23 protein-coding genes are annotated in these 26,907 nt (G+C 69.8%); 8 read left to right on the forward strand and 15 right to left on the reverse strand.

Going from position 1 to position 26,907, the window contains the following annotated elements; genetic code table 11:
- Positions 1-13: 13 nt before the first annotated feature.
- From gyrB to mutM, 8 genes are all read right to left on the reverse strand, one after another.
- Positions 14-2,452: a DNA topoisomerase (ATP-hydrolyzing) subunit B gene (gyrB, locus tag Q5Y72_RS05460; RefSeq protein WP_305962388.1), complete on the reverse strand. Its 2,439-nt coding sequence runs from the start codon at positions 2,450-2,452 to the stop codon at positions 14-16.
- A gap of 151 nt (positions 2,453-2,603) precedes the next feature.
- Complete coding sequence (locus Q5Y72_RS05465) at positions 2,604-3,239, reverse strand: LysE family translocator (RefSeq protein WP_305962389.1); 636 nt, start codon at positions 3,237-3,239, stop codon at positions 2,604-2,606.
- Complete coding sequence (recF, locus tag Q5Y72_RS05470) at positions 3,236-4,309, reverse strand: DNA replication/repair protein RecF (protein ID WP_305962390.1); 1,074 nt, start codon at positions 4,307-4,309, stop codon at positions 3,236-3,238. The genes Q5Y72_RS05465 and recF overlap by 4 nt, the downstream gene beginning before the upstream one ends.
- Positions 4,306-5,424 (reverse strand): DNA polymerase III subunit beta, encoded by a 1,119-nt coding sequence (gene dnaN, locus Q5Y72_RS05475; protein ID WP_305962391.1) that lies wholly within the window; start codon positions 5,422-5,424, stop codon positions 4,306-4,308. The genes recF and dnaN overlap by 4 nt, the downstream gene beginning before the upstream one ends.
- Positions 5,425-5,520: 96 nt before the next feature.
- On the reverse strand, positions 5,521-6,921 hold the full coding sequence (gene dnaA / locus Q5Y72_RS05480; RefSeq protein WP_371930767.1) for a chromosomal replication initiator protein DnaA: 1,401 nt from the start codon (positions 6,919-6,921) through the stop codon (positions 5,521-5,523).
- Between the two features lie 546 nt (positions 6,922-7,467).
- On the reverse strand, positions 7,468-7,737 hold the full coding sequence (gene rpsT / locus Q5Y72_RS05485) for a 30S ribosomal protein S20 (protein WP_305962393.1): 270 nt from the start codon (positions 7,735-7,737) through the stop codon (positions 7,468-7,470).
- A 167-nt stretch (positions 7,738-7,904) separates the two neighbouring features.
- Complete coding sequence (locus tag Q5Y72_RS05490) at positions 7,905-8,681, reverse strand: enoyl-CoA hydratase (RefSeq protein WP_305962394.1); 777 nt, start codon at positions 8,679-8,681, stop codon at positions 7,905-7,907.
- A gap of 77 nt (positions 8,682-8,758) precedes the next feature.
- Positions 8,759-9,604 carry a bifunctional DNA-formamidopyrimidine glycosylase/DNA-(apurinic or apyrimidinic site) lyase gene (mutM, locus tag Q5Y72_RS05495; protein ID WP_305962395.1) on the reverse strand — a complete coding sequence of 282 codons (846 nt, stop codon included), beginning with the start codon at positions 9,602-9,604 and terminating at the stop codon, positions 8,759-8,761.
- 102 nt (positions 9,605-9,706) lie between these two features.
- Between mutM and ubiE the strand changes: the two genes are divergently transcribed.
- Positions 9,707-10,453 (forward strand): bifunctional demethylmenaquinone methyltransferase/2-methoxy-6-polyprenyl-1,4-benzoquinol methylase UbiE, encoded by a 747-nt coding sequence (gene ubiE / locus Q5Y72_RS05500; protein ID WP_305962396.1) that lies wholly within the window; start codon positions 9,707-9,709, stop codon positions 10,451-10,453.
- Positions 10,454-10,456: 3 nt separating this feature from the next.
- Positions 10,457-11,989 carry a 2-polyprenylphenol 6-hydroxylase gene (gene ubiB, locus Q5Y72_RS05505; RefSeq protein WP_305962397.1) on the forward strand — a complete coding sequence of 511 codons (1,533 nt, stop codon included), beginning with the start codon at positions 10,457-10,459 and terminating at the stop codon, positions 11,987-11,989.
- Between the two features lie 4 nt (positions 11,990-11,993).
- Here ubiB and Q5Y72_RS05510 read toward each other — a convergent pair whose 3' ends face one another.
- The 5 genes from Q5Y72_RS05510 to Q5Y72_RS05530 form a co-directional block, all read right to left on the reverse strand.
- Positions 11,994-12,347, reverse strand: coding sequence for a hypothetical protein (locus Q5Y72_RS05510; RefSeq protein ID WP_305962646.1), 354 nt, complete (start codon positions 12,345-12,347; stop codon positions 11,994-11,996).
- A complete protein-coding gene (locus Q5Y72_RS05515) occupies positions 12,347-12,967 on the reverse strand; it encodes a hypothetical protein (RefSeq protein WP_305962398.1) in 621 nt (206 codons plus the stop codon). Before Q5Y72_RS05515 ends, Q5Y72_RS05510 begins: the two co-directional genes overlap by 1 nt.
- Before the next feature lie 96 nt (positions 12,968-13,063).
- On the reverse strand, positions 13,064-14,386 hold the full coding sequence (locus Q5Y72_RS05520; RefSeq protein WP_305962399.1) for an ATP-binding response regulator: 1,323 nt from the start codon (positions 14,384-14,386) through the stop codon (positions 13,064-13,066).
- Positions 14,376-15,551: an FIST N-terminal domain-containing protein gene (locus Q5Y72_RS05525; RefSeq protein ID WP_305962400.1), complete on the reverse strand. Its 1,176-nt coding sequence runs from the start codon at positions 15,549-15,551 to the stop codon at positions 14,376-14,378. Before Q5Y72_RS05525 ends, Q5Y72_RS05520 begins: the two co-directional genes overlap by 11 nt.
- Positions 15,551-16,258 carry a response regulator gene (locus Q5Y72_RS05530; protein WP_305962401.1) on the reverse strand — a complete coding sequence of 236 codons (708 nt, stop codon included), beginning with the start codon at positions 16,256-16,258 and terminating at the stop codon, positions 15,551-15,553. The genes Q5Y72_RS05525 and Q5Y72_RS05530 overlap by 1 nt, the downstream gene beginning before the upstream one ends.
- Before the next feature lie 176 nt (positions 16,259-16,434).
- On the opposite strand from Q5Y72_RS05530, the gene Q5Y72_RS05535 reads away from it, so the two are divergent.
- From Q5Y72_RS05535 to Q5Y72_RS05550, 4 genes are all read left to right on the forward strand, one after another.
- On the forward strand, positions 16,435-17,439 hold the full coding sequence (locus tag Q5Y72_RS05535) for an ABC transporter substrate-binding protein (protein ID WP_305962402.1): 1,005 nt from the start codon (positions 16,435-16,437) through the stop codon (positions 17,437-17,439).
- 103 nt (positions 17,440-17,542) lie between these two features.
- Complete coding sequence (locus Q5Y72_RS05540) at positions 17,543-18,313, forward strand: ABC transporter permease (protein WP_371930768.1); 771 nt, start codon at positions 17,543-17,545, stop codon at positions 18,311-18,313.
- Positions 18,303-18,908, forward strand: coding sequence for an ATP-binding cassette domain-containing protein (locus Q5Y72_RS05545; protein WP_305962403.1), 606 nt, complete (start codon positions 18,303-18,305; stop codon positions 18,906-18,908). The genes Q5Y72_RS05540 and Q5Y72_RS05545 overlap by 11 nt, the downstream gene beginning before the upstream one ends.
- 125 nt (positions 18,909-19,033) lie before the next feature.
- Positions 19,034-19,789, forward strand: coding sequence for a nitroreductase (locus Q5Y72_RS05550; RefSeq protein WP_305962404.1), 756 nt, complete (start codon positions 19,034-19,036; stop codon positions 19,787-19,789).
- Here Q5Y72_RS05550 and Q5Y72_RS05555 read toward each other — a convergent pair.
- Positions 19,782-20,903, reverse strand: coding sequence for an acetyl-CoA C-acyltransferase (locus tag Q5Y72_RS05555; RefSeq protein WP_305962405.1), 1,122 nt, complete (start codon positions 20,901-20,903; stop codon positions 19,782-19,784). The genes Q5Y72_RS05550 and Q5Y72_RS05555 overlap by 8 nt on opposite strands.
- A complete protein-coding gene (locus Q5Y72_RS05560) occupies positions 20,900-22,090 on the reverse strand; it encodes an AMP-binding protein (RefSeq protein ID WP_305962406.1) in 1,191 nt (396 codons plus the stop codon). The genes Q5Y72_RS05555 and Q5Y72_RS05560 overlap by 4 nt, the downstream gene beginning before the upstream one ends.
- A gap of 235 nt (positions 22,091-22,325) precedes the next feature.
- On the opposite strand from Q5Y72_RS05560, the gene carB reads away from it, so the two are divergent.
- Both carB and Q5Y72_RS05570 read left to right on the forward strand, forming a co-directional pair.
- Positions 22,326-25,664, forward strand: coding sequence for a carbamoyl-phosphate synthase large subunit (carB, locus tag Q5Y72_RS05565; RefSeq protein WP_305962407.1), 3,339 nt, complete (start codon positions 22,326-22,328; stop codon positions 25,662-25,664).
- An 80-nt stretch (positions 25,665-25,744) separates the two neighbouring features.
- A complete protein-coding gene (locus Q5Y72_RS05570; RefSeq protein ID WP_305962408.1) occupies positions 25,745-26,593 on the forward strand; it encodes a hypothetical protein in 849 nt (282 codons plus the stop codon).
- Positions 26,594-26,907 lie beyond the last annotated feature (314 nt).

Consider the following 26,907-nt stretch of genomic DNA (forward strand, 5'->3'; position numbering starts at 1 on the left):
GGCGCCGCGCGGCCTAGATATCCAGGTTCTCGACGTTCAGCGCGTTCTGCTGGATGAATTCGCGGCGCGGTTCGACCACGTCGCCCATCAGCTTGGTGAACAGGTCCTCGGCCTCGGCCAGATCCTCGATACGGACCTGCAGCATGGTCCGCGCGACCGGGTCCAGTGTGGTTTCCCACAGCTGGTCCGGGTTCATTTCGCCCAGCCCCTTGTAGCGTTGCAGCGACAGGCCCTTCTCGCCCTCGAGGAAGATCGCCGCCAGCAGCGCCAGCGGACCGTGGATCGGCTGGTCGCGATCCTTGCGGATCAGCCGCGCCGGCCGGCCATAGATGTCCTGCAGGGCCTGCGTCATCTCGCCGAGGCGCCGGCTTTCGGCGCTGCGCAGCATCTGCCCGTCAAGGCTGCGGATCTCCTCGACGCCGCGCAGCGTGCGCGACAGGCGGATGCCGGCATCCTGCGTCGGCCGGCCGGTCCAGCCGCGCTCGTATTCCTCGGCGATGACATCCAGCCGCGCGGCGACGGCCGTGGCGATGCCCTGCGCGTCCGCGTCGATCCGGCCCGCCACCAGCGCCCCCGCAATGGCCGCCTGTTCGGTGATGTGGGGCGGGTAATGCGTCGGATAGGCGCGCAGGATGCGCCGGGCGGTGCGCGCCTCCTCGACGACGCGGGCCAGATCGTTGCCGGTGATCTCCTCGCCCGAGGCCAGCCGCAGCGCGGCACCTTCGACGCCCTGCTGGATCAGGTATTCCTCCAGCGCAGCCTCGTTCTTCAGATAGACTTCCGAGCGTCCGCGCCCGACCTTGTACAGCGGCGGCTGAGCGATGTAGAGATGCCCGGCCTCGATCAGCTCGGGCATCTGCCGGAAGAAGAAGGTCAGCAGCAGCGTGCGGATATGCGCGCCGTCCACATCGGCGTCGGTCATGATGACGATCTTGTGATAGCGCAGCTTCTGCAGGCTGAACTCGTCGCGCCCGATACCGGTGCCAAGCGCGGTGATCAGCGTGCCGATCTGGTCGCTGCCCAGCATCCGGTCGAACCGCGCGCGTTCGACGTTCAGGATCTTGCCGCGCAGGGGCAGCACCGCCTGGTTCTGGCGCGACCGGCCCTGCTTGGCCGAGCCGCCCGCCGAGTCGCCCTCGACGATGAACAGTTCCGACAGGGCCGGGTCCTTTTCCTGGCAATCGGCCAGCTTGCCCGGCAGCGAGGCCACGTCCATGGCCGTCTTGCGGCGGGTCAGTTCGCGCGCCTTGCGCGCCGCCTCGCGGGCCAGCGCCGCCTCGATGATCTTGCCGACGATCTGGCGGGCCTCGGCCGGGTTCTCCTCGAACCACTCGGCCAGCTTCTCGTTGACCAGCCCCTCGACCGCCGGCCGCACCTCGCTGGACACCAGCTTGTCCTTGGTCTGGCTCGAGAATTTCGGATCGGGCACCTTGACCGACAGCACGCAGGTCAGCCCCTCGCGCGCGTCGTCGCCGGTGAAATCGACCTTCTCCTTCTTGGCGATCCCCGAGGATTGGGCATAGCCGTTGATCACCCGCGTCAGCGCACCGCGAAAGCCCGCCAGATGGGTGCCGCCATCGCGTTGCGGGATGTTGTTGGTAAAGGGCAGCACGGTCTCGTGGTAGCTGTCGTTCCACCACATCGCCACCTCGACGCCGATTCCGTTCCGCTCGCCGGTGATGAAGATCGGCTCGGGCATCACCGCCGATTTCGATCGGTCGAGATACTTCACGAATTCGCGCACGCCGCCCTCGTAGAACAGTTCGGTGCGCTGAATCTCGGCGTGGCGGCGGTCCTCCAGGATGATGCGGACGCCGCTGTTCAGGAAGGCCAGTTCCCGCAGCCGGTTTTCCAGCGTCCTGAAGCTGTAGTCGAGATTGCTGAACGTGCCCTCGGGATCGGTCGCCTTCGAGGAGGCCAGGAAGCGCACCTCGGTTCCCTTCTCGCCCGCCGGCGCGTCGCCGACCACGACCAGCGGCTTGACCGTGTCGCCGCGTTCGAAGCGGACGTAATGCTCCTTGCCGTTGCGCCAGATGCGCAGTTCCAGCCAGTCGCTGAGCGCGTTGACGACCGACACGCCCACGCCGTGCAGGCCACCCGACACCTTGTAGCTGTTCTGGTCGAATTTCCCGCCCGAATGCAGCTGGGTCATGATGACCTCGGCCGCGCTGATGCCTTCGCCGGCATGGATGTCGGTGGGAATGCCGCGGCCGTTGTCGCGCACGCTGACGCTGTTGTCGTTGTGGATGATGACCGTCACCCGGTCGGCATGGCCGCCCAGCGCCTCGTCGATGCCGTTGTCGACGACCTCGTAGACCATGTGGTGCAGGCCCGAGCCGTCATCGGTATCCCCGATATACATGCCCGGGCGCTTCCGCACGGCATCCAACCCCTTGAGAACCTTGATCGAATCTGCACCGTAATCGGCGGGTTGCGGGGTGGTGTCGGTCATGCGCGGTCATTCCTGTCGTTCCTCGCCCGATATAGGCGCTTGGCGCGGCAAAGTCACGGCAATCCCACGGTTTTTCGCGCCGAAAGGTGTTTCGTTGCGGCGCGCGGCGGGGCGGCTGCGGAATCGCTCTGCCGGGGGCGCCGCGACGCCTTCAGCCAGCCAGGATTTGGCCGGCAAGAATGGCCAGCCCCACCGCGATCAGCAGCGCCCCCGAGATGCGGTTCATCCGCCGCAGCCCGGCCGGCGTGGCCAGCCTCTGCCGCGCGGCCGCGACGGCGCCGCCCATCGCCAGGTTCAGAAGGAACGGGATCGCGGCCGACATCGCCACGATCACCGCGACATCGCTTGCCTTGATGCGCGCGACGTCGAAGAAGCCCGGCAGCACGCCCACATAGAACAGCGCCGCCTTGGGGTTGCCCGCGATGGCCAGAAGCCCGGCCGAAAAGCCGGCCCAGCGCCCGCGCCGGGTCAGTCGCGAATCCCCCGCGACCGGGGCGCCGGCATGACGCCACAGCGCCACGCCCATGCCCAGGAACACCACCGCCGCGATCCAGCGCAGGGCATTCAGCACCTCGCCCTGCTGGCCGACAAGAACCGCCAGCCCGAAGATCGCGACCAGCGGCCACAGCATGTCGCCAAGCGCCACGCCGATGGCCAGCGGCCAGACGCCGCGGAAGCCCGAGGCCAGCGCGCGGGCCATGATCGCCACCCAGACCGGGCCGGGCGTCAGCCAGATCGCCACCATCGCGCCCGCATAGAGCCAGATCGATTCGCCGGTCAGGGTCATGGCGCCTCCTCGGCGGTCGAGGCGCCGTCGGTCCTGACGACCCGCAGGCGACGGGCGCGCGGTCCGAAGGCCGCGAACAGTTCGTCGCCGGTGCCGGTCAGCAGGGCCTGCGCGGGCAGGGCGCAGATCCGGTCATACAGCGCCGCGCGGCGATCGGCGTCCAGATGCGCCGCCACCTCGTCCAGCAGCAGGACGACCGGCTGGTCCGACAGGGCGCGGGCATTGGCAAGGATCAGCGACAGCAGCAGGGCCTTCTGCTCGCCGGTCGAGGACAGCGCGGCCGGCATGTCCTGCGGCCCCCAGCTCGCGCCGAGGTCGGCGCGGTGCGGGCCGGTCAGGCTGCGGCCCGCCGCCAGATCGCGCGGCCGCATCGCCGCCAGCCGGTCGGCGATGCTGGCGGGGTCCGCGTCGCAGGCATGTCCCTCGCCCGGCAGCAGCGCCAGCGTCGCGGCCGGAAATCCCGCGCCGTCCTGCGCGGCGATGATCGTCGACAGTGCCGACAGCCGGTTGCGGGTCAGCGCCGCGCCGGCCTCGGCCATCTGCGCCTCCAGCGCGCGATACCAGCCCGGATCGGCGACCTGGTCCTTCAGCAGGCGGTTGCGCTCGCGCATGGCACGGTCATAGCCAAGTGCCAGATCGGCGTGATCGGGCATCAGGCTCAGCGTCAGGCGGTCCAGAAAGCGCCGCCGCGTGTCGGGCGGGTCGGTCCACAGCCGGTCCATCGCCGGCACCAGCCAGATCACCCGCAGCAGGCGGCCAAGCGCCGTCTGCGTCACCGGCTTGTCATCCACCACCACGCCGCGGGTCTGGCCCGGAGGCGCCGCGGTCTCGATGCTGCTGTCGCCAAGCCGGGCGCGGATCCGCCAGCCGGCCGCCCGGCCCTGCCGCGCCTGGTCGGGCGCGGCGGCCCCGCGCAGCCCCCGGCCAGGGGCCAGCATCGACACGGCTTCCAGGATGTTGGTCTTGCCCGAGCCGTTCGGCCCGAAGATCGCCAGCGGCCGGTGGTCGAGATCCAGATCGAGCCGCGGCCAGGACCGGAACTGCGCCAGCGTCAGCCGTGAAAGCGTCACACCCGCATCGGCATGACAACATAGATGGCGCTGGTGTCGCTGCCCTCGCGGATCAGCGCCGCATCGCCCGAGCCGTTGAACATGAACACCGCGTTGTCGCGATCGACCTGGCTGGCGATTTCCTGCAGGTACTTGGCGTTGAAGCCGATTTCCAGCGGATCGTCGGCATAGGCCACGATCAGTTCCTCCTCGGCGGCGCCGGCATCGGGGGCGTTGACCGACAGGATCAGCCGGTCGCCGTCCAGGGCCAGCTTGACCGCCCGCGACCGTTCGCTGCTGACGGTGGCCACGCGGTCCACGGCGCGGGCGAAATCGCTGGCATCGACCTCCAGCTTGCGGGCGTTGTTGGCAGGAATGACGCGGCTGTAGTCGGGAAAGGTGCCGTCGATGACCTTCGATGTCAGGGTGATGGTCGGAGTGGCAAAGCGCACCTTGGTCTCGCTGACCGATACGGCGATGTCGGTGTCGTCGTCGTCCAGCAGCTTGCGCAGTTCGGCCACCGTCTTGCGCGGCACGATCACGCCGGGCATGTCCGCCGCGCCCTCGGGCAGGGGCGCGTCGATCCGCGCCAGCCGGTGCCCGTCGGTGGCCACGCAGCGCAGCACCGGTCCGTCCTCGGACTGTGCGACATGCATGTAGACGCCGTTCAGGTAATAGCGCGTCTCCTCGGTCGAGATGGCGAATTTCGACTTGTCGAACAGCCGCCGCAGCACGCCGGCCGGGGCGGTGAAATTGGCGCCGTATTCGGACGAGGCCATGACCGGGAAATCCTCGCGCGGCAGGGTGGCGAGGTTGAAGTTCGACCGCCCGGCCTGCACCGCCAGCCGGCCGGCCGCGTCGTCGGAGGTGATCTGGACCAGCGCCCCGTCGGGCAGCTTGCGCGCGATCTCGTTCAGCATCACCGCGCTGACGGTGGTGGCGCCGGGGCGTTCCACCTGGGCCGTGGCCCGGTCAACCACCTCGGTGTCAAGGTCGGTGGCGCGAAAGCTGACGCCATCGGGGGTGGCCTCGATCAGCACATTGGCCAGGATCGGGATGGTGTTGCGCCGCTCCACGACCGACTGGGCCTGTGACACGGCCTTGACCAGAACGGCGCGCTCGATCGAGAATTTCATTGCTGATCCCTGTCCCTGAACCCCACCGGCCGCTTTGCCGGACCTGATTTGTAACCGCCTGCCGGGGCGGTCACAAGGTTTTCATGCGGGGCGGTTTCAGGCTTCCAGAAGCCGCTTCAGAAGGGTGATGTCCTCGGCCACGGCGTGGTCGTCCTGGGCCAGCTCCTCGACCTTGCGCACGCCATGCATGATGGTGGTGTGGTCGCGCCCGCCAAAGCGCCGGCCGATCTCGGGCAGGCTGCGGCTGGTCAGCTGCTTCGACAGATACATGGCGATCTGCCGGGGCCGGGCGACGTTGCGGGCGCGCTTGGGGCCGATCAGGTCGGCCAGCCTGATGTTGTAATGCTCGGCGACCTTGCGCTGGATGTCGTCGATGCTGATCTTGCGGTCGTTGGTGCGCAGGATGTCGGCCAGGCATTCCTGCGCGACCTCCAGGGTGATCTCGCGGCGCAGCAGGCTGGCATGGGCGAACAGGCGTTGCAGCGCGCCCTCCAGCACGCGGACGTTGGTCGTGATCCGGTGCGCCAGGAATTCCAGCACGCCCCTGCCGATCTCGAGGTCGGGATGCTGGGCGCGGAACGCCTCGGTCTTGGATTGCAGGATGCCCAGGCGCAACTCGTAGGTGGTCGGGTGCAGGTCCACGATCAGCCCGCAGGACAGCCGCGACTTGATCCGTTCCTCCAGCCCCTTGATCTCGGCCGGGGCGCGGTCCGCCGAAATGACGATCTGCTTGCCCTGATCGACCAGGGCATTGAAGGTGTGGAAGAATTCCTCCTGCGTGCTGTCCTTGCCGGCGATGAACTGCACGTCGTCGACCATCAGCATGTGGACATTGCGGAACAGGCTCTTGAAATCCATGATCGAGCTTTCGCGCAGCGCCTGCACGAAGCGGTACATGAACTGTTCGGCCGACAGGTACAGCACCCGCGCTTCGGGATGGCGGGCCTGGTGTTCATGGGCGATGGCATGCATCAGGTGGGTCTTGCCAAGCCCCACGCCGCCATAGAGGAACAGCGGGTTGAAGCCGACCGGGCCGCCCTCGGCCACGCGGCGCGCGGCGGCATGGGCCAGCTCGTTGGGCTTGCCGACGACGAAATTGCCGAAGGTGAAGCGCGGGTCCAGCGGCGCGCAGAGGTCGGGCCGGGCGCCGCCGCGCACCGTCGCCGGGGCCGCCTGCGCCGCGGTCCGTCCGGCGCGCGGGGCCGCCTGATCCTCGGCGGCCCCCGCGCTGGCGGCGCCGCGGGCGGAGGCGGCCGTCGGCTCGACATCGAAGCGCACCCGCTCGACCGAGGGTTCGAGGCGGCTCAGCTCGCCCAGGATGTTGCTGGCGAAATGCCGGTTGACCCAGTCCGACACAAAGCGGGTCGGGCTGGCGAAGCGCGCCACGCCATCATCGACCGCCGTCAGCCGCAGGGGCTTGATCCAATGATTGAAATTGTTCGGTCCCACGCGCTTTTCCAGTTCCGCGCATGCCTGACCCCAGATGTCGTCCATCAAATCGCCCTATCCGTTCCTGTCCCCGGCCCCCGTCGGTTCTCCGACGAGACAGGATCCCCGCGCCCCGGGCCGCGAACAGGCAATGTCTCACTCCTGCGGCGAAAGCCGCATGAGTGGGCGTCAGCCCGACACGAACTATAGACACAGGTTCCCGGGTGGCCGGTGGCAGCCGACCGCCTGAAAACCCGAGGGCTGAAGAGAGCAATCTCTGCTTCGCCGCCCTGCTGCGCGCCTGCCGGATGATACCCGGCAAGGGCGCGCGGCCCGTCCCCCAAAGCGACGTGAATCGCAGGCTGAAACTAGCAACAGCCGCGAAGCCTCCGCAACCGAACTATGCGCTTGACAGAAGCTTTGCCGGATCGAATCTGCGAGGGCATTGACTCGGAAGTAAAAATTCTTAAAGCCGTTGATTATTAACGCTTTCTTAACACATTTTGCAGGTGCAGAAAGAAAGATCCGGCGCGAACAACGGTTCGCGCCGGATCTGGGAAAGGGGGGCTTCGCAAGCCGAATTGCAGCGTTTTTCGCGGTCCCGGACGGCCCGTCTCAGGCGGTCGCCAGGGCCTTCACGCGGGCCGCCAGACGCGACACTTTCCGCGCCGCAGTATTCTTGTGGACGACGCCCTTGGTGACGCCGCGCATCAGTTCCGGCTGGGCGGCCTTCAGCGCGTCGCGGGCGGCCTCGGCATTGCCGCTGGCGATCGCCTCCTCGACCTTGCGCAGGAAGGTGCGGATGCGCGAGCGGCGGGCCTTGTTGATGTCGGTGCGGCGCTCGATCTGGCGGGCGCGCTTCTTCGACTGGGGCGTATTGGCCATGTTCTGGATCCTATCAGGTCTTCAACGTTTCTGTCGCGCAAAAGACCCGTCATGCCCCCCCGGATCGGGAAGGCGATGATTCTTGCCAAAGCGGGCCCACGCGCATGTAAGCGAGGGCCTATAGGCCATGACGGCGCGAAAGGAAACCCCGAAATCGGCGCCCGGCCTCAGCGGTCGCGGAACTGCGCCTCGCGCTTTTCGAGGAAGGCGGCCATGCCTTCCTTCTGGTCTTCTGTCGCGAACATGGCGTGAAAGCTGCGCCGTTCGAACAGCAGCCCCTCGCGCAGGGTCGTCTCGTAGGCGCGGTTGACCGATTCCTTCACGGCCTTCACGGTCAGCTGCGACTTCTCGGCGATCTTGCGCGCCGCGGCCATCGCCTCGGGGATCAGCTTGGGGGTCGGCACGACGCGGCTGACAAGGCCGGCGCGCTCGGCCTCGGTGGCCTCCATGAAGCGGCCTGTCAGGTTCATGTCCATCGCCTTTGCCTTGCCGACGAAGCGGGTCAGCCGCTGCGTGCCGCCGATGCCGGCGATGACGCCCAGGTTGATCTCGGGCTGGCCGAACTTGGCGTTCTCGGCGGCGATGATGAAGTCGCAGACCATCGCCAGTTCGCAGCCGCCGCCCAGCGCATAGCCGCTGACCGCGGCGATGATCGGCTTGCGGATCCGGCCGATCGCGTCGATCTGCGGGCCGAACAGGTCCTCGTCATACACATCGACGAAGCTTTTCTGCGACATCTCCTTGATGTCGGCGCCGGCGGCGAAGGCCTTTTCGCTGCCGGTCAGCACGATGCAGCGGATCTTGTCGTTGCGGTCGGCCTCGGTCAGCGCCTCGGACAGTTCGGTGATGAGGGTCGAGTTCAGCGCGTTCAGCGCCTCGGGACGGTTCAGCCGGATCAGGGCGATCTCGTCCTCGATCTCGACGATGATGGTTTCGTAAGCCATAGGCCTGGACCTCGTTGCAGATTAGGCATTCCTGCGAGTCCTAGCAGCAGCCGCCGGCGAAAGCCAACCGCAAGCCGTCAGTGCTGACATTGCGGGCAGTAGAAGCTGGAACGCCCCGACTGCACGATGCGCCGGATCGTGCCGGGGCAGCCGGGCGTGGGGCAGGGCGCGCCCGCGCGGTCATAGACGCGGAAGCTGTGCTGGAAATAGCCCAGCTCGCCGGTGGCCTGGCGGTGATCGCGCAGCGACGATCCGCCGGCGGCGATGGCCTCGGCCAGCACCGCGCGGACATGACCCACCAGCGCCGCGACCCGCTGGGCCCCGATCCGCCCGGCGACGCGGCGCGGGTCGATGCCGGCGCGGTGCAGCGCCTCGCTGACATAGATGTTGCCCAGACCGGCAACGATTCGCTGGTCCAGCAGCGCCTGCTTGACCGGCACGCGCCGCCCGGCGAAGGCCGCGCGCAGCCGGGCCGCGTCAAAGCCCGGCTCCAGCGGCTCGGGGCCCAGCTGTGCCAGCAGCGGGTGTTCCGCCCCCTCGCGGATCAGGTCGACCATGCCAAAGCGGCGGGCGTCGTTGAAGGTGATGGTGGTGCCCGCCTCGGTCAGCAGCACGACATGGTCGTGGCGCGGCAGGATCGCGGGATCGCGGTGAAAGCCCGCCAGCCCGGCGCCCTCGACCAGCATCCGCCCCGACATGCCCAGATGCATCAGCAGCGTGCCGCCCCGGTCCAGATCGGCCAGCAGATATTTCGACCGCCGCCGCAGCGCCGTGACCCGAGCGCCGGTCAGCACCTGCACCAGGTCGGGCGGCACCGGCCAGCGCAGGTCCGGGCGCCGCGCCTCGGCCCGCGCGATGCGCTGGCCCTCCAGATGCGGCTGAAGGCCGCGCCGGACGGTCTCGACCTCGGGCAGTTCTGGCAATCCGCGTCCTTTCCCGGCATTGTGCCGCCTGCGCATCCATGACCATTGTGCGCGCGATGCGCCGGACTTATCTGGCGCCCAGTCAGGCAAACGGCAAGCGGCATGAACGAGACGAAGCAGACCCATTTCGGTTTTCGGACCATCGACGAGAACGCCAAGGCCGGGATGGTGAACGACGTCTTTTCCAGCGTCGCCAGCCGCTATGACCTGATGAACGATCTGATGAGCGCGGGCATCCACCGCGCCTGGAAGGCCGCGATGATGGACTGGCTGGCGCCGCGCGACGGCCAGCATTTGCTGGACGTGGCCGGCGGCACCGGCGATGTTGCCTTCCGCTTTCTCGACCGGGCGCCGGGCGCGCGGGTCACGGTCTGCGACCTGACCGAGGAAATGCTGGCCGAGGGGCGCAAGCGCGCCGATGCCGCCGACAAGGCCGACCGGCTGGCCTGGGTGGCCGGCGACGCGATGGCGCTGCCCTTCGCCGACCACAGCTTCGACCGCTACACGATCAGCTTCGGCATCCGCAACGTCACCCGCATCGCCGACGCGCTGGCCGAGGCGCATCGCGTGCTGCGCCCCGGCGGCCGGCTGATGGTCCTGGAATTCAGCCGGATCCCGGTGCCGGCAATGCAATGGGCCTATGACCGCTACAGCTTCAACGTGATCCCGGCGATGGGGCAGGCGGTCACCGGCGATCGCGACAGCTATCAGTATCTGGTCGAATCGATCCGCCAGTTCCCCGACCAGGACGCCTTCGCCGCGATGATCGGCGCGGCGGGCTTCGAGAGGGTGCAGTATCGCAACCTGTCGATGGGCATTGCCGCGCTGCATTCCGGCTGGAAGCTCTAGCCGATGCGCGGCCCGCACAACATCCTGCGCCTGATCCGCACCGGCGCCACCTTCGAGCGCACCGGCGCGATGGGCGTCGCGCTGGACGCGGTCGAGGCGCCGCCGCGGCTGCGGCTGGCCGCGCGGGTGCTGGGCTGGCCGTTCCGCTGGCTGGGCTACCGGGGCGATCCCGCCCTGCCGCCGGTTACCCGCGCGATCACCGCGCTGGGGCCGGCCTACATCAAGTTCGGCCAGATCCTGTCCACCCGCGCCGATGTCGTCGGCACCGAGCTGGCCGACCAGCTGCGGATGCTTCAGGACCGGCTGCCGGCATTTCCCACCGACATCGCCAAGCAGATCGTCGAGGCCGATCTGCGCCAGCCGGTCGATGTGCTGTTCTCGGAGTTTTCCGAACCCGTCGCGGCCGCCTCGATCGCGCAGGTCCACCGCGCGCGGGTCCGCGAGACCGGGCGCGAGGTGGCGGTCAAGGTGCTGCGCCCCGGCATCGCCGCCGCCTTCCGCCGCGACATCGACGCCTTCCACTTCGCGGCGCGGATCATCGAGGCGCTGTCGCCGGGCAGCCGCCGGCTGCGCCCGCGCGACGTGGTCAGCCATTTCGAAAGCGTGGTGACCGGCGAACAGGACATGCGGCTGGAGGCGGCGGCGGCCTCGGAGTTCTACGAGAACACCCGCGAGGACGCGAACTTCCAGCTGCCCCTGCCGCATTGGCACCTGTCGTCGCGGCGCGTGCTGACCTCGGACTGGGCCGAGGGGCTGCCGATGGGCGACCGGCAGGCGCTGATCGCGGCCGGCCACGACACCACGCAGATCGCGACGCGGGTGATCCAGCTGTTCCTGCAACACGCGCTGCGCGACGGCTTCTTCCACGCCGACATGCATCACGGCAACCTCAAGGTGGCGCCGAACGGCGATGTGATCGCCTATGATTTCGGCATCATGGGCGAGATCGACGAATACACCCGCCGCGTCTATGCCGAGATCCTGATGGGCTTCATCCGCCGCGACTATCGCCGCGTGGCGCGGGTCCATTTCGAGGCGGGCTATGTGCCCCGCGACCGCGACGAGGCCGCCTTCGCCCGCGCCCTGCGCGCGGTGGGCGAGCCGATCTTCGGCGCCGATGCCAGCCGCATCTCGATGGCGAACCTGCTGGGCTACCTGTTCGAGGTGACCGAACGCTTCGGGATGCGGACCCAGACCCAGCTGATCCTGTTGCAGCGCACCATGGTCGTGGTCGAGGGGGTCGCCCGCTCGGTCGATCCGCAGCTGAACATCTGGGACGCGGCCAAGCCTGTGGTGTCGGATTACATCAAGTCCAATCTCGGCCCGCGGGCGCTGGCCTCGGACATGGCGAAGGTCGCGCAGACCGTCGGCCGCTACGGCCCGCTGCTGCCCCGGATCGTCGAGCGGGCCCTGTGGGACCGCGCCCATCCCGACGAGGCGCTGCCCGCCCAGCCCGACCGCCGCGCGCTGCCGCTGTGGCTGGTCACGGTGCTGTCGCTGGCGGCGGGGGCGGCGGTCGGGCTGGGCCTCGGCTAGGCCCTCAGAAGCACAGGATCTCGGCCTCGGCCTCGGCCCGGCGCAGCGCGGCCACGATCTCGGTCATCTGGGCCATGCCGCGGAACATCGAGGCCCGTTCGCCGGTCACCTGCTGCATCCGCAGCACGGTCTCGGCCTCGACGTAATCGGCATAGGGCAGCACCGTGGCGATCTGGTCGATGGCGCAGGAACAGCGGTCCAGCATGTCGCGGGTCTGGCCGTTGGTGGCCATGCAGGTGAACACGTATTCGGCCCGCGCATTGGTCGGATAATCGTTCACCGCCTGCGCCCGGCCGGGCTGGGCCGCGCCCAGCAGGCCGGCCAGCGCCAGCCCCAGCGCCGCCGCGGCGCGCGGCATCATCGCAGCACCATCCGGTTCTCGTAGCCGGGGGTCTCGCCCTCGGTCCGGGCGCGCAATTCGCGGATCGGCTGGCTGGGATCGCCCAGCACGAAGGTCAGCGTCAGGGTCTGGAAGCCGTTCATCCGCCCGGCGTTCGGATCGTCCGCGAAGGGCTGGAAGCTGGCGGTCGCCACCTCGCCCTGCCGCGCGATGCTGCCGCCGCGGAACACCGCATCCTTGATGCGGTTGCGGATGTAGAAGGGGCTGCCGCCGGTCAGCGCGGCCATGTCGCGGGTGGTCTGTTCCAGAAAGAAGGTCAGCACCGGATCGCCGCCCGAGATCGGGAAGGGTCCGATCCTGCGGGTGCGCGAATCGGTCTTCTGCACCAGTTCCAGAACCGGCTGCCGGTCCGAGGGGTCGATGGCCTCGGTCAGGCTGACCGATCCGGCGCGGATCGGCACGAAGCCCGGCGCCTGCGGGCCGCTGACGGTCAGCGCCCAGTCCAGCGTCCGGCCTTGCAGCGACCAGGGGCCGCGATCGGCGAAGACCGCGTCGCCCGCCTCGCCCGCCGGCAGAGCGGCCGGCGCGGCCAGCGTCGCGAAGCCCGCGCAGATCAGTGACCAGATGACGCGCCGCATGGCAGTTCCTCCCCCAGGGTCCCGGCGGACAGCCTTGCGCCGCGCGTGGCGAAGGGCAAGCCCCGGCGCCGCCCGCCTCATCCCAATGTCGCAGCGTCAGGCCAGCAGCCGGGCCAGCATCTCGCCCAGTTCGGGCGGGCGCACCGGCTTCTCGATCAGCACGGTGCCCATCGCGGCGCAGTTGCGGGCCAGTTCCGGGTCGCGATGGGCGGTGATCATCACTGCGGGCACCATCTGGCCGGTCCGCGCGCGCAGGGTCTGGATGGCAAGGATGCCGTTGTCGTCCTGTTCCAGGTGGAAATCGGCGATGATGACATCGGGCGGCTCGTCGCCCATCGTGGCCGCCGCCTCGGCGGTGCCGCCGGTGACGCGGGCGACCATGCCCAGCCTGTCGCGCAGGATCATCTCGTAGCCGCGCCGCATCCCCGGATCGTTCTCGATCACCAGCGCGACCCGGCCGCGCAGCGCCGACAGCGCCGGATCGGCGGGGGCGGCGCGGGCATCCGCCCCGGCGGCGACGCGCGGCAGGCCGATGCGGAAGACGGTGCCGCGCATCGCCTCGGATTGCAGGCTGATCGGGTGGCCCAGCTTGGCGCAGGCGCGGCGCACGATCGACAGGCCCAGCCCCATGCCCGGCGTGCCGCGGTCGTGGGCGAGGCGCTGGAACTCGTCGAAGACGCGGTTGCGATCGACCGCCGGGATGCCCTGGCCGCTGTCATAGACGCACAGCCAGCAGGTCGCGCCCTGCGGGCGCACGCCCACCACCACGCCGCCGCGATGGGTATACTTGATCGCGTTCGACACCAGGTTCTGCGCGATCCGGCGCAAGAAGACCGGGTCGCTTTCCACCACCGCATCGGTCGGCACGAAGCTGAGCCGCAGCCCCTTTTCCTCGGCCAGCGGGGCGTATTCGGCGGCCAGCCTGCGAAACAGCTCGCCCAGCGGCACCGGCTGGCGGTGGAACTCGATCCGCTGGCTGTCCAGCCGCGAGATGTCGAGAACCGCGTGCATCAGCTGCTCGACCGATTCGAAGGCGCCCGACAGCCGGTCGGTCAATTCGCGCTGCTGCTCGTCCATCGGCGTGTCGGTCAGCGCCGCCAGGAACAGCCGCGCCGCGGACAGCGGTTGCAGCAGGTCGTGGCTGGCCGCGCGCAGGAAGCGGGTCTTGGACCGGTTGGCCTCCTCGGCGGCGGCGCGGGCCACGGCCAGTTCGCGGTTGCGCTGCGACAGGTCCGCCATCGCCTTTTCCAGCTGCCGGGTGCGGGTCAGCACCTCCTGCTCCAGCGCGACGGCGGCCTGGAACATCGACCAGGCCGAGCCGCGCGATTCCTCGAGCCGGTCGATGCGGTCGATCAGGACCTGGTTGATCCGCCGCAGCTTGTCGATCCGGCGCGCCGGCGGGTCGTCGTCACGCTGCATCGGTGCGGCCCGTGCCGCCGGCGCCGGCCTGCGCCATGAAGGCCAGCCCGACGAAGGTCTGGTTCACATGCATGCCGCTGTGCTGTTCGCCATAGGTGTTGAAGCCGGCCACGCGATAGCGGCGGAACAGCTCGGACATGGTCTGCGTCAGGCCCTCGCGCTCCAGCGCGAGGCGCCGCAGGATGCAGTCGAAGCCCAGCACCATCAGCGGCGGACGCGGCAGCGCCGCCAGCGCCTCGGCGAAGCCCTCGGTCAGGTCCTCGGCGCGGCCCAGCGTCAGCACGGTGCCGGTGTCGATGGCCGACATCAGCGACAGCCCGCCATCCTCGGTCAGCGCGCTGATCGCGCGGACATGGTGCCGCCGGCCCATCCGCAGCAGCAGCGGGTGGCGGGCGAACTCGGTCGGGGTCAGCCGCTCGGGCGGGATGCCGATGATGCGGGCATATTCCTCGGCGGCGGGTTCGGCATTCAGTTCCAGGATGCGGCGCTTCTCGGGGATCGCGGCGGTGACGACGGCGCGGGTCTCGGTCGGGCTGAAATGCGCGAAGGTCACCTCGCTGACCGCCAGGTCGGTCTCGACCAGCGTGAACACCGCCGCGTTCGACACGACCTCGCCATCGACCAGCAGCGAGGTGCGGTCGAAATCCAGCCCGTCGCCCGCTGATCCGCCCAGCGTCGGCACCGAGGGCAGGGCGGCGTCGATGGTGGCCACCAGCGCGTCCTCCTGCCCGGCAAGGCCGTCGACCAGCAGCAGTCCGAACAGCGCGCAGTGCGGATCGGCTGCGAAATCCAGGTGCAGCCGCCGCAGCGCGGCCATCCACTCCGACACCGGCAGGGCCGACAGGTTCGGCAGCACCAGCGTCCGGGCGCGGAAATGGCCGGCCGGAAAGCCGATCGCCACGACGCTGTCGGTGGCATAGCCGCAGGGCCCGATCTCGCCGGCCGAGGAACAGCCGGCCAGCACGCAGCCCGCGGGCAGCCCGGCCCGCAGGCCGCCGTGCAGGGCGCCAAGCTCGGCGCCGTCGGCGGCGAACAGCAGCACCAGCGCTGGGTTTACGGCGCGCAGGCCGGCCAGCAGGATCGAAAGCGTGTCGCCTTCGCCGCGGTCGGCCTGCACGGCCACCGGCCCGGCGGCGCCCTCCTTCGCAGCCGGGCCGGTATGCATCATCCGGCCTCGAACAGCCGGACCGAATTCGCCAGCAGCACCGCCTGGGTGCGGCGCCGGGCGTTGATCTTGGACATGATCGCCGTGATGTGGGTCTTGACGGTGGCCTCGGCGATCGACAGCTCGTAGCTGATCTCCTTGTTGGCCTTGCCTTGGCAGATCAGCCGCAGGATGCGCATCTGCTGCGGCGTCAGCGTCGCAAAGCGCCGTGCGAGTTCGGCCCGCGCCTCGTCCTCGGCATCGGCTTCCTCGGGGTCATAGCCCTCGGGGGTGACATGCTCGCCGTCCCACATCCGGCGCAGGCTGTCCACCAGCGCCTCGCGCGACAGCGACTTGCTGATATAGCCCTGCGCCCCGGCGGCCATCGCGGCCGAGATCATCGCGCCCTCCAGATCGGCCGAGATCATCGTGATCGGCACGTCCGGCAATTGCCGGCGCAGCGCCACGATCCCCTCGGAGCCGCGGGCGTCGGGCAGGTTGAGGTCCAGGATCACCGCATCGGGTGCGCCCTGCGACCGGATCTGCTCGATCGCTGCGGCAAGGCTGCGGGCGGTGCGGACATTCTTCAGGCCAAAGCTGATCTTCAGCGTCAGCGCCAGCGCGTCGCACATCAGCGGGTGATCGTCGACGATCAGGATCTCGCGGACCTGATCGGCGCCCGGTCTCACGGGCGTCGACGGTCGCGCCTGCATGGCTGCGGCGGTCATGGTGGCTTCCTCCCCTTGTGCATGCCGCCTGCCCCCACGAGCCGCATGATTGGCCCCGATTGTAAGCGCAGGGTGGCGCAAAGCAAGGGCTATGCACGACCATTGTCTGATGGGCGCGCACTTGTGAGCGGGTCTGCCCCATGCCACGCTGGCCGCGTCAACAGGGAGGAGGCGGCATGGGCCGGACCCGCGCAAGGGCCGCCGTCGCGGCGGCCGGTCTGTGGCTGGGCGCCGTTCTGGGCGCGATCGCGGCAGCGTCCGGCGCGCTGGCGCAGCAGGCCGCGCCGGAACTGACGGTCGGCACGCTGGAAAACGGCACCGTCAACTGGGAACTGCGAACGATCGCGGATCGCGGCCTCGACCGCGAGAACGGCTTCCGGCTGAAGGTGGTGCCGCTGGCCGGCAACCCCGCCACCCAGATCGCCATGCAGGGCGGCGCGGTCGATGCGATCGTGTCGGACTTCCTGTGGGTGGCCCAGCAGCGCGCGGCGGGCGCGGGCTTCGCCTTCCTGCCCTATTCCACCGCCGTCGGCGGGCTGGTGGTGCCTGCCGACAGCCCGGTGCGCGACCTTGCGGAGCTGTCGGGCCGCAGCATCGGCATCGCGGGCGGCCCGGTCGACAAGAGCTGGCTGATCCTGCGCGCCTATGGCCGCCTCAGGACCGGCGAGGATCTGGCCGCGACGACACGGCAGGTGTTCGGGGCGCCGCCCGTGATCCGCAACGCCGCCGAGACGGGCGAGGTCGATGCGGCGGTGAATTTCTGGCATTTCCTGGCCAAGATGAAGGCCGGTGGCATGCGCGAGGTGGTCAGCGTGGCGCAGGCCTCGGCCGCGCTGGGCCTTGATCCCGCGACGCCGCTGCTGGGTTATGTGCTGCGCGACGACTGGATCGCCGACCATCCCGACCTCGCGCGCGGGCTGGCGCGGGCCTCGCGGCAGGCCAAGCGGATCCTGTCCGAGGATCCGGCCGCCTGGCAGGCGATCCGGCCGATCATGGACGCCGCCTCCGAGGCCGAGTTCCAGGCCCTGCGCGACGGCTGGATCGCCGGCATCCCGCCCGAGGGACCGGTCGATGCGGCCGGGGCGCAGCGCATGTTCGCGGTGATGGCCGAGCTTGGCGGCGAGGATCTGACCGGCGGCCTGCAGACGCTGCCCGAGGGGTTGTTCTGGTCGGGTGAGTAGCGCCAGCCGCCATCGCCCCGGAACCGGTGCCGACGCCGACCCGGCCGCGCGACCCGCCGCCTCGCCGGGGACCGCGCCCGCGGCTGCTTCCGTGACTGCTCCCGTGACTGGGGCCCCGACGGGCGGCCCGGTCCCGGGTCTCGTGCCGGGGGTCGTCTCGGTGGCGCTGATGCTGGCGCTCTGGGCGGTGGCGGCGGCGGTTCTCGACACGCCGCGCAGCCTGCCCGGCCCGGCCGCGGTGGCCGCGCGGGTGGCGGGGCTGGTGATGTCGGGGGAATTGTGGCTGCATGCCGGCATGACGCTGATGCGGGTGCTGGCCGCCTTCGTGCTGGCGATGACGCTGGGCGTCGGGCTGGGGCTGTGGATGGGGCGGTCGCGCGGCGCCGACCACTGGCTGAACCCGGCACTGGTGATCGCGCTGAACATGCCGGCGCTGGTGGTGATCGTGCTGGCCTATATCTGGATCGGTCTGAACGAGGCCGCCGCGATCGCCCTGAACAAGATCCCGCTGGTCACGGTCATGCTGCGCGAGGGGGCGCGCGCGCTGCGCCCCGATCTCGACGAGATGGCGGCGGCCTTCCGCATGTCGCGGCTGGACCGGCTGCGCCATGTCGTGCTGCCGCAGCTGGCGCCGCATGTGGCGGCGGCGGCGCGGGCCGGCATCTCGCTGATCTGGAAGATCGTGCTGGTGGTCGAGTTCCTCGGCCGCTCGAACGGGGTGGGCTTCAAGATCCACCTGCTGTTCTCCAGCTTCGACGTGGCCGGCGTGCTGGCCTGGGCGCTGGCCTTCGTGGCGGTGATGCTGGCCATCGACATCGGCCTGCTGCGCCGCTGGGAGGCGCGGGCGAACCGCTGGAGGCGCGATGCGGCTTGACCTGCAGGGCAAGGCCTTCGGTCCGCGCGCGGTGCTGGGTCCGCTGTCGCTGACGGCGGGGCGCGGCCAGCGGCTGGCCGTGCTGGGCCCTTCCGGCATCGGCAAGTCCACGCTGCTGCGGATCGTCGCCGGGCTCGACCATGCCTTTGCCGGGCACCTGTCGGGCGATGATCGCGTGGCGATGGTGTTTCAGGAGCCGACCCTGCTGCCATGGCGGCCGGCGCTTCAGAACATCACCATCCCGACCGGCTGCGACGCGGCCACCGCGGGCGCGCTGATGGCGCAGGTCGGGCTGGCCGGGCGCGAGGCGCAGTTCCCGCGCCAGCTGTCGCTGGGCCAGCAGCGCCGGCTGGCGCTGGCCCGCGCCTTTGCCGCGCGGCCCGACATCCTGTTGATGGACGAACCCTTCGCCAGCCTCGATCCCGACACGGCGGACCGCATGATCGCGCTGACCGCCGGCCTCCTGGACCGCAGCGGGGCGGGGCTGATCCTCGTCACCCATGACGCAGAGGAACCCGCAAGGCTGGGCGCCCGGCCGCTGATCCTGTCGGGCAGCCCCGCCACGCTTGGCCCTGCCCCCACCGACGCCCGCTGAAAGACGCCCGACGACCGACCCTGCTGACCGGCGCCCCGTGCCGGGTCCGAGCCCCGGGTCCCTGCAGCCTCCCGGTGCCGCGCGACGCCCTCGCCCCCGGGGCCGGGACGCGCTATCACCATCGCATGAGCGACGCGCCCCCCTCCGATGCCACCGCCCCCGCCGCAGGCGCCCAAACGCCCGCCGCAGGCCCCGCAACGCCCCCCGAAACGCCGGTCGAGGCCGTGCTGGCGCGGCGCCGCTCGGTGCGGGCCTTCCTGCCCGACCCGCTGCCGCGCGCCGATCTGGAACGCATCCTGCGCGCCGCCCGCAGCGCGCCCAGCGGCGCCAACCTGCAACCCGGCCGCTTCCATGTGCTGACCGGCGCGGCGCTGGACGGGCTGGCTGCCGCGCTGGTTGCCGCGGCCGAATCCGGCCGCCCCCCGGTGGCGCAGTATTCCTATTTCCCGCAGCCGATGCCGGCCGACCTCAAGGACCGGCAGCGCGCGGCGGGACATGCGCTGTATGCCGCGCTGGGCATCGCGCGCCGCGACCTCGCCGGGCGGCAGGCGCAGTTCCTGCGCAACTACGCCTTCTTCTCGGCCCCGGTCGGGATCGTCGTGACGATCCGGCCCGACATGGGCAAGGGCTGCTTCATGGACCTGGGCATGTCGCTGATGGCGCTGATGATGGCGGCCGAGGCGATGGGCCATGCCAGCTGCGGCATCGGCGCGCTGGCCAACCACGCCGATGTCGCCCATGCGCATCTGGGCCTCGGCGAGGACGAGATGGTGGTCTGCGGCCTGGCCCTGGGCCGGCCCGACCCCGATGCGCCTGTGAACGCCGTCCGCACCGGCCGCGACGCGCTGGCGCAGTTCGCCACCTTCCGCGGCTTCAGCTGAGCGCCATCGCCACCGCGCTGCCCAGCCCGCCCGCCGCGGCGATGGCGGCGATCCCGGTGCCGCCGCGCCTGCGCAGCTCGTGAAACAGCCGCACCGCGTTGATGGCGCCCGAGGCGCCGACCGGATGGCCCCGCGCCAGCCCGCCGCCGCCCGGGTTGACGATCGCCGGGTCCAGCCCCGCGCCCGCGATGCAGGCCAGCGCCTGCACGGCATAGGCCTCCATCACCTCGGCCACGGCCAGGCGATCCGCGCGCAGCCCGGCGCGGTCCAGCACCGCGCCGATCGCCGCCACCGGCGCCAGCCCCGGCATCTCGGGGCGGTCGCCGAGGGTCGCGCCGCCGCGCCAGACGACCCCGCCCGGCCCGGCCCCCAGCCGCGCCCCCAGCCGCGCCGCCAGCCGGTCCGACACCATCAGGCAGAAGGCCGCGCCATCGGCGGCCACGGCGGCATTGGCGGCGGTGATCGGCCCGCACAGCACCGGCGCCCGCGCCGCCAGCGTGGGCGACAGCGCGCGGGTAAAGGCGTCGCGATCCAGCCCCGCCAGCGGCAGGATCTCGTCGTGCATCCGCGCCGCCCGCGCCTTGCGGTGGCTGTCGATGGCCCAGGCGTCCTGCGCGGCGCGCGCGATCCCGGCCTCGGCCGCCAGCGCCGCCGCCGCCGCATCCATGCCGGGGTCGCGGTCCGGCCAGGGGGTGAAGGGCGGGCGGTCATAGGCGACCGGCGGGCCGCCGCCCGGATCGGTGCGCAGCCGCAGCGGCCGGCGCGAATAGCTTTCGATCCCGCCCGCCAGCACCGCCTCGGCGCCGCCCGCGCCGATCAGCGCCGCGCCGAGGATCAGCGCGTCCAGCCCGCCGCAGCATTGCCGGTCGATGCTGAGCCCGGCGACCCGCTGCGGCAGCCCGGCGGCCAGCGCCGCCAGCCGCGCCGGATTGCCGCCGCCGCCCAGGGCATTGCCGACCACCACCTCGTCCACCGCCTCGGGGGGCAGGCCGGCATCGTCCAGCAGCCGGCGCAGCAGCGGCGCGCCCAGCTGGTGGATCTCGTGCCGCGACAGCGCCCCGCCGCGCGGCGCGACCGGCAGGCGCAGCGCGCCGAGGATGCGCACCCCGCTCACTGCCCGGCCTCCAGCAGCCGGGCGATCCGCGCCAGGTCGGGCTTGCCCGCCACGGTCAGCGGAAACCGCGCCAGCCGATGCAGGGCGCGCGGCGCGGCCAGCGGGCCGAACGCCGCGCGGCAGCGGGCCAGCAGCGCATCCCCCGCCGCCGCGTCCAAAGCCCCCGCGACGACCGCGACCAGCACCGTGCCGCGCCGCGGGCAGGGCCGGGGCAGCACCGCACAATGCGTCACGCCCGGCGCCTGCGCCAGCAGCGCCTCGATCGCCTCGGGGAACACGTTCCGGTCGGCGATGGTGACCATCCGGCTGCGCCGCCCGACCACGCGCAGATGGCCGTCCGCATCCAGCCCGCCCATCTCGCCCACGCTCAGGAATCCGCCCTGCCAGCGCGTCTTGGGGCTGCCGCCCTCGGCATAGCCGCCGAACAGGTAGGGGCTGCGCACCCAGATCTCGCCGATGCCGTCCACCGGGTCGGCGATGCGCAGCTCGACCCCCGGATAGGGCCGCCCGACGCTGCCCGGCGGGGCGCCGCCCTCGTCCCAGGCCACGAAGCTGGTCTCGGCGGCGCCGTAGAACTGCCGCAGCCGCGCCTGCGGGCACAGCGCCGCCAGCCGCGCGGCCAGGCCCGGCGGCATGGCGCCGCCGCCGCACAGCACATGGCGCAGCGCGGGCAGGGCGCCGCCCGCCTCGCACAGCAGCCGCAGCTGGGTGGGCGTGGCATAGAGGATCGTGCTGCCGGCCTCGGCCATCGCCCGGACCTGCGCGCGCGGCCCCAGCCCGGCCAGCACGTCCAGCCCGGCGCCCAGATCGGCGGCCTCGACCACCGCATACAGCGCCAGCGAATGCGCCGGCGCGCCGGGCACCGCATAGCGGTCGGCGCCGGTGACCCCCAGCCTGTCGCGGTTGACGGCGAAGCTGGCCCGCCACGAGGCATGGCTGCGCCGGATCGCCTTGGCCGGCCCGGTGGTGCCGCCCGACCGGCTGCGGAACTGCCCCGGCTCGCCGCCGCGGACCACCGCCACGCCCTGCGGGCCGGTGCTGAACTCGGCCCCGGCGCGGATCGCCCCGCGCAGCGCCACCAGATCGCGCGCCAGCGCGGATGCGCCTGCCGCATCCTCGGGCAGGGGGCGGCCATCGACCGTGACCGGGCCCGCCGGTCGCCACTGGAAACCTGCCTGCTGATCCACCCCTGCCTCTCCGACCGGGCGCGCGGCCGGGATCGCCGCCGCGCGCGACTGTCCCCCGCATACACGCCCGCGGCCGCGCTGGCCAAGGGCCTGTCCCCGCACCGCTGCCTGCCCCGCCGGCGCCGGCGCGGGCGCGACAAATCCGGCCGCGAGGCCCTTCCTGCCTTGCGCCCCCGCCGCGCTTGGCTATAACCCCGGACGATTTGCGACCGTCCCTGCCAGCCCGGAGGCTTCCATGCCGAAAAGAACCGATATCAAGTCCATCCTGATCATCGGGGCGGGGCCGATCGTGATCGGGCAGGCCTGCGAATTCGACTATTCCGGCGCCCAGGCCTGCAAGGCGCTGCGCGAGGAAGGCTATCGGGTCATCCTCGTGAACTCGAACCCGGCGACGATCATGACCGACCCGGAAATGGCCGACGCGACCTATATCGAGCCGATCACCCCCGAGGTGGTCGAAAAGATCATCGCCAAGGAACGCCCCGACGCGCTGCTGCCGACGATGGGCGGGCAGACCGGGCTGAACACCGCGCTGGCGCTGGCCGACATGGGCGTGCTGAACCGCTATGGCGTCGAACTGATCGGCGCGCAGCGGTCCGCCATCGAGATGGCCGAGGATCGCAAGCTGTTCCGCGAGGCGATGGACCGGATCGGGCTGGAAAACCCCAGGGCAACCATTGTCGCGGCACCGAAGGGGCCGAACGGTCGCTATGACATCGGCGCGGGCGTGGCCCAGGCGATGGAGGCGCTGGAACAGATCGGCCTGCCCGCCATCATCCGCCCCGCCTTCACCCTTGGCGGCACCGGCGGCGGCGTCGCCTACAACCGCGACGACTACGAACGCATCGTGCGCTCGGGGCTGGACGCCTCGCCGGTGGCGCAGGTGCTGGTCGATGAAAGCCTGCTGGGCTGGAAGGAATTCGAGATGGAGGTCGTGCGGGATCGCAACGACAACGCCATCATCGTCTGCGCCATCGAGAACGTCGATCCGATGGGCGTGCATACCGGCGATTCGATCACCGTCGCCCCGGCGCTGACCCTGACCGACCGCGAATACCAGATCATGCGCAACGGCAGCATCGCGGTCCTGCGCGAGATCGGCGTCGAGACCGGCGGCTCGAACGTGCAATGGGCGATCAACCCCGAGGACGGCCGCATGGTCGTGATCGAGATGAACCCCCGCGTCAGCCGCTCGTCCGCGCTGGCCTCGAAGGCCACCGGCTTCCCGATCGCGAAGATCGCCGCGAAACTGGCCGTCGGCTACACGCTGGACGAGCTGGACAACGACATCACCAGGGTCACGCCGGCCAGCTTCGAGCCCAGCATCGACTATGTCGTGACCAAGATCCCGCGCTTCGCCTTCGAGAAGTTCCCCGGCAGCCAGCCCGACCTGACCACCGCGATGAAATCCGTGGGCGAGGTCATGGCGATCGGCCGCAGCTTCCACGAATCGCTGCAGAAGGCGCTGACCTCGATGGAGAACGGCCTGACCGGCCTCGACGAGATCGCCATCGAGGGCGCCGCCGAGCAGGGCCGCCCCGCCGTCATCGCCGCCCTGTCGCGCCAGACCCCCGACCGCATCCGCGTCATCGCCGAGGCGATGCGCTTCGGCCTGTCGGACGACGACATCCACCGCGTCACCCGCTTCGACCCCTGGTTCCTCGCCCGCATCCGCGAGATCGTGGACGCCGAGGCCGCCATCCGCGACGCGGGCCTGCCCGCCGACGCCGAGGGCCTGCGCCGGCTCAAGATGATGGGCTTCACCGACGCCCGCCTCGCCCATCTGACCGGCCGCGACGAATCCGACATCCGCCGCGCCCGCCGCGCCCTCGACATCCGCCCGGTGTTCAAGCGCATCGACACCTGCGCCGCCGAATTCGAGGCCCAGACCCCCTACATGTATTCCACCTACGAGGCCCCGGCGATGGGCGACGTGGAATGCGAATCGCGCCCCACCGGGGCCCGCAAGGTGGTCATCCTCGGCGGCGGCCCCAACCGCATCGGCCAGGGGATCGAGTTCGACTACTGCTGCTGCCATGCCTGCTTCGCGCTGACCAAGGCCGGCTACGAAACCATCATGGTCAACTGCAACCCGGAAACCGTCTCGACCGACTACGACACCTCGGACCGGCTCTATTTCGAACCCCTCACCCTCGAACATGTGCTGGAAATCCTGCACACCGAACAGCAGGCCGGCACCCTGCACGGCGTCATCGTCCAGTTCGGCGGCCAGACGCCGCTGAAACTGGCCAACGCGCTCGAGGCCGAGGGCATCCCGATCCTCGGCACCACCCCCGACGCCATCGACCTGGCCGAGGACCGCGAACGCTTTCAGCGCCTGTTGAACGACCTCGGCCTGAAACAGCCCGTCAACGGCATCGCCCATTCCGACGCCGAGGCCATCGAGATCGCCCGGCGCATCGGCTTCCCCCTCGTCATCCGCCCCTCCTACGTCCTCGGCGGCCGCGCGATGGAGATCGTGCGCGACATGGACCACCTCAAACGCTACATCACCGAGGCCGTCACCGTCTCGGGGAAGAATCCGGTCCTGCTCGACAGCTACCTCTCCGGCGCGATCGAGGTCGATGTCGACGCCCTCTGCGACGGCGAGAACGTCCATGTCGCGGGCATCATGGAACATATCGAGGAAGCCGGCGTCCATTCCGGCGATTCTGCCTGCTCGCTGCCCCCGCACACGCTGGACGCGGCCACCATCGACGCGCTGAAAGACCAGACCGCCGCGATGGCCCGCGCCCTCGGCGTCAAGGGGCTGATGAATGTCCAGTTCGCGCTCAAGGACGGCGAGATCTTCGTGCTCGAGGTCAATCCCCGCGCCTCGCGCACCGTGCCCTTCGTCGCCAAGGCCACCGACAGCGCCATCGCCTCGATCGCCGCCCGCCTGATGGCCGGAGAGCCGATCTCGAACTTCCCCGACCGCGCCCCCTATCCCGAAGGCGTCGGCCCCGAGGATGACCTGCCCTTCGCCGATCCGATGACGCTGGCCGACCCGATCACGCCCTGGTTTTCCGTCAAGGAGGCCGTGCTGCCCTTCGCCCGCTTCCCCGGCGTCGATACCCTGCTGGGCCCGGAAATGCGCTCGACCGGCGAGGTGATGGGCTGGGACCGCAACTTCGCCCGCGCCTTCCTCAAGGCGCAGATGGGCGCGGGAACCAACCTGCCGCATCAGGGCCGGGTCTTCATTTCCGTCAAGGACGCCGACAAATCCGACGCGCTGGCCGCCGCCGCCCGCGATCTGGTCGCGATGGGCTTCTCGCTGGTCGCCACCTCGGGCACCGCCGATTTCCTCGACGCCAACGGCGCCCCTTCCACCCGTGTGAACAAGGTCTACGAGGGGCGCCCGAACATCGTCGACCGGCTGAAGAACGACGAGATCGCGATGGTCCTGAACACCACCGAAGGCGCCCAGGCCATCGCCGATAGCCGCGAAATCCGCGCCGTCGCCCTCTATGACAAGATCCCCTACTTCACCACCGCCGCCGGCAGCATCGCCGCCGTGGCTGCGATCAAGTCACGTGAGGAGGGGGAAGTGGGCGTGAGGTCGTTGCAGGCTTAGTCACAAGCACATGAAATTGAATCGGATTAAGTTTTGGACGTAGCGCTCCTTTTCTGATTCAATGGCTTTGGGGGTGCTGAATGACCGTCTGCGTCGCTCTGAAGGTTCACGACTGCATAGTGTTCACGGCTGATAGTGCGACTTCGCTCACAGGCATAGATGAAGCGGGTCGTCAGCATGTCGTGAACATTTACGACCATGCTAACAAGGTCTTCAACCTGCATAAGGGCCTTCCGATTGCTGGCATGACGGCAGGCATCGGGAATTTCGGCCCCTGCTCTATATCGACTATGTCGAAAGATCTTAGGGCATTATTCACCAGTAGCAGCGACGGTTATAGGATTTCTGCTGACGATTACACGTTAGAGGAAGTCGCAAACTTGGTACGGAAGTACTTTTTCGAGGTGCGGTTCGCCAGCTTGGAGACGAAACCGCAAGGCACATTCCAGTACTGGATTGGCGGCTATTCGGCGAAACAAGATCTCGGAGAGATCTGGAAAATTCATATCCAAGACGGTGACTGCCCTGCGCCGGCTTGCGAGGCTGCGCGAGACTTACCTGCCATGATCAGTTGGGGCGGACAGACTGAAGCCATCAACCGGCTGCTTCTCGGTTATGGTCAGGGGCTGCCGAACGCACTTCTGTCAGCCGGGCTTGATCCAGAGCATCTTGATGCGTGCATTCGCCACGTTGCACAGCATACACAAGCAGGGCTAGCTAACCCTGCGATGCCGACCCGCGACGCGATTGATCTTGCAGTTTTCTTGGCTGAAACCCAGAAGCAGTTCGTCCGTTTCTCTATTGGATCTAACACAGTCGGCGGCGACTTGGACGTTGCTACGGTAACGAAACATGAAGGTTTTAAGTGGATAAGGCGGAAGCACTACTACAGCCGGGAGCTTAACCCTTTGGAGACGGACCATGCCTAAGCACGACATGCCTAAACGGGAAGGTACAACGTTGCTTTATCCCCATATGCCTAAGGTAGATGCGAAAGTTCCGCCGCTGAAGGACAACCGGGTGAATGACCAAGATTCTCAGCGGCTCCGGTCCGGAAAAGAGCAGGAGCGTGTTGAGGACTTTCTCGCTAACTTGAGCTTTACCTAATCCCTCGCATCCCATTCCGCATCAACATCTCCCCCAGCAGCCCCTTCTTCCCCCTCTCGCTGATCCGGCGGGGTCCCTCCATGGGCACCCCCGCCCCGTCGAGGGGGGAACGCAGCGGCTCCTCGGCCATGTCCGC

It is taken from the genome of Paracoccus spongiarum (assembly GCF_030732095.1).
In the GTDB taxonomy this organism is placed as follows: Bacteria; Pseudomonadota; Alphaproteobacteria; order Rhodobacterales; family Rhodobacteraceae; genus Paracoccus; species Paracoccus spongiarum.